This is a genomic window from Halomonas sp., assembly GCF_041689495.1.
Lineage (GTDB): Bacteria > Pseudomonadota > Gammaproteobacteria > Pseudomonadales > Halomonadaceae > Halomonas.
This window is the reverse complement of the sequence record NZ_JBDNGD010000003.1, coordinates 1-2,583: the sequence shown is the minus strand read 5'-3', so window position 1 is coordinate 2,583 and position 2,583 is coordinate 1. Positions and strand designations below refer to the sequence as shown.

General features: G+C 58.6%; 3 protein-coding genes. All 3 read left to right on the top strand.

The window, feature by feature from the left end:
• Nucleotides 1-137 precede the first annotated feature (137 nt).
• The 3 genes from ACESMD_RS00100 (at nucleotide 138) to ACESMD_RS00090 (ending at nucleotide 2,477) form a co-directional block, all read left to right on the top strand.
• Nucleotides 138-920, top strand: coding sequence for a transporter substrate-binding domain-containing protein (locus tag ACESMD_RS00100; RefSeq protein WP_372609272.1), 783 nt, complete (start codon nucleotides 138-140; stop codon nucleotides 918-920).
• Nucleotides 921-1,023: 103 nt separating this feature from the next.
• The gene (locus ACESMD_RS00095; protein ID WP_372609271.1) at nucleotides 1,024-1,695 is read left to right on the top strand and encodes an amino acid ABC transporter permease; all 672 of its coding nucleotides are present in this window, start codon (nucleotides 1,024-1,026) and stop codon (nucleotides 1,693-1,695) included.
• A gap of 14 nt (nucleotides 1,696-1,709) precedes the next feature.
• Nucleotides 1,710-2,477 carry an amino acid ABC transporter ATP-binding protein gene (locus tag ACESMD_RS00090; RefSeq protein ID WP_372609270.1) on the top strand — a complete coding sequence of 256 codons (768 nt, stop codon included), beginning with the start codon at nucleotides 1,710-1,712 and terminating at the stop codon, nucleotides 2,475-2,477.
• Nucleotides 2,478-2,583: the final 106 nt, after the last annotated feature.

The window sequence follows — 2,583 nt, the reverse complement described above, 5'->3', positions numbered from 1 at the left end:
CTGCGGCTGTGGTGCCTCTTTCATGGTTTGAATATTCGTTGAGTCCATTAGGGTTCGCGGACTTGACGGTCCCGGTGAACCTCGCCATGGTTGAAAGGGCGTATCTCAACAGTAAATTCCCAGAAAAGGTGTGTCACATGAAAGAATCTTCCAAGGCTTCCACCTTGTTGACGTCATCCTCGCTTGCCGTTGCCCTGACGCTCGGCATCGCAGGCCATGCCGTCGCGCAGACCCCCAGTATTAATGTCGTGACCGACCCCAGTTTCGTTCCCTTCGAGATGCTGGATTCCGAGACCGGGGAAATGATCGGTTTCGACATGGAAATCATCAACGAGGTGGCTGAACGCGCCGGTTTCGAGGTGAACCTGACCACCATGCAATTCGCCGGGATCATTCCCGCCGTCCAGACCGGTAATCAGGAAATCGCCATTGCCGGGGTCACCATCACCGAGGAACGCGCCGAGATCGTCGACTACTCGGATCCCTACTATGATTCCGGCCTGCGCATCATCGTGCGTGCCGGCAATGACAACGTCGAGACCATCGAGGACCTCGAAGGTCTGTCCATTGCCACCCGTATCGGCTCCACCAGCTACGACTTCCTCCAGGAGAATCTGGGCGACAGCGCCGACATCACGCCCTATCCGGGCAACAGCGACATGTACATGGCACTGCTGGGTCGCAATGTGGACGCGGCCTTCTACGACGCCCCCAATGTCTCCTACTTCGCCAGAACCCGTGGCGAAGGACGTACCAAGGTGGTCGGTCCCCTCTACGCCGGCCAGCAATACGGTATCGTCTTCAACAAGGGCAGCGAGTGGGTCGAGCCGACGAACGAGGCCCTGGCGGCCATGCGCGAGGACGGTACCTACGCCGAGATCTACGAGAAGTGGTTCGGTGAGGCTCCCAGCGAAGAGTAACGGCTGGAATGCCCTGAATATCCCAATATGGGCGGGATAACGAGCGGGGCCGGGTGGCACATACCCCCGGCCCCTTCGCGTTTCTGAATCGGGAGAAGCTCTCGTGGAAGTGACCTTTCAATTCGACTGGGCGGCGGCGTTCCGTTCCATTCCCCACCTTCTGCCGGGTATCCCCTGGACCCTGGTGATCTCCTTCGGCGGTCTGGCCATCGGCTTCTTCATCGGCGTCTTCTTCGGCCTGCTGCGGATCAGCCGCCTGCGCTGGATGCGCTGGCCGGCCATCCTTTACATCGAGGTATTCCGGGGTACCCCGATCCTGGTGCAGGTCCTGTTCATCTTCTACGGTCTGCCCCAATTGCTCGGTGGTCCCATCAATGCCCTGACCGCGGGCATCGCCGCTATTGCCATCAATTCCGGTGCCTATATCTCCGAGGTCGTCCGGGGCGGCGTACAGTCCATCGAGCGCGGCCAGCGTGAAGCGTCACTGTCCCTGGGCCTGTCACGGACCCAGGCCTTCCGCTATGTGATCTGGCCACAGGCCTTCAGGCGCATGATCCCACCATTGGGTAACCAGGGCATCATCAGTATCAAGGACACGTCCCTGTTCTCGGTCATCGGTGTGGGTGAGCTGGTTCGCCAGGGTCAGATATACATCGCCACCACCTTTACGGCCCTAGAGGTGTATTTCATGGTAGCGCTGATGTACCTGGCCATTACCTGGAGCCTCTCCATTGTCTTGCGCCTGATCGAAAACAAGGGCCTGGTCGGTCAATAACGGGAGACCACAAGATGACAGAGCGCAATTCGACTGAGACACCCATCGTGCGGATGGAGAAGGTCAACAAGCACTTCGGCAGCCTCCACGTCCTCAAGGACATCGACATCGACGTGAAGAAAGGCGAGGTCGTCGTGGTCATCGGCGCCAGTGGCTCGGGGAAGTCGACCCTCATCCGCTGCATCAATGGCCTCGAGGAGTTTCAGCAGGGTCATATCCAGGTCGATGGCAAGGATCTGGAGCCCTTCGGCAAGAGTGGCCAGGCACTGCAGAAGATACGTACCGAAGTCGGCATGGTATTCCAACAATTCAACCTCTTTCCTCATCTCAGCGTTCTCGACAACGTGATCCTGGCCCCCATGAAGGTAAGAGGCTGGAGCCGAGCCGATGCCGTGGAGACGGCAGAGCGATTGCTCGAGCGTGTGGGTATCTCGGATCAGGCCGCCAAGCATCCGGGTCAGCTCTCCGGTGGCCAGCAGCAGCGCGTCGCTCTCGCCCGAGCACTGGCCATGGAACCGCGATTGATGCTGTTCGATGAACCTACCTCGGCGCTCGACCCGGAAATGATCGGCGAGGTCCTCGATGCCATGCGCGACTTGGCCAAGGAGGGCATGACCATGATCATCGTCAGCCATGAGATGGGGTTCGCCCGTGAAGTCGCCGATCGTGTGGTGTATATCCACCTTGGTGAAATCGCGGAAGTCGGACCTCCCGAACGGATCTTCGATCAACCCGATGACGACAGGACTCGCAGTTTCCTGGCGAGGGTCCTCAAGCACTGAACGGTAAATGAACAGGGTAGAATCTGGGTAAAAAAACGGCTGGATGAGAGAGTCTGTCGATGCGACAGGCCCTTTTTTTCAGCTTTTTTAGCCATTTTCGGCTGTG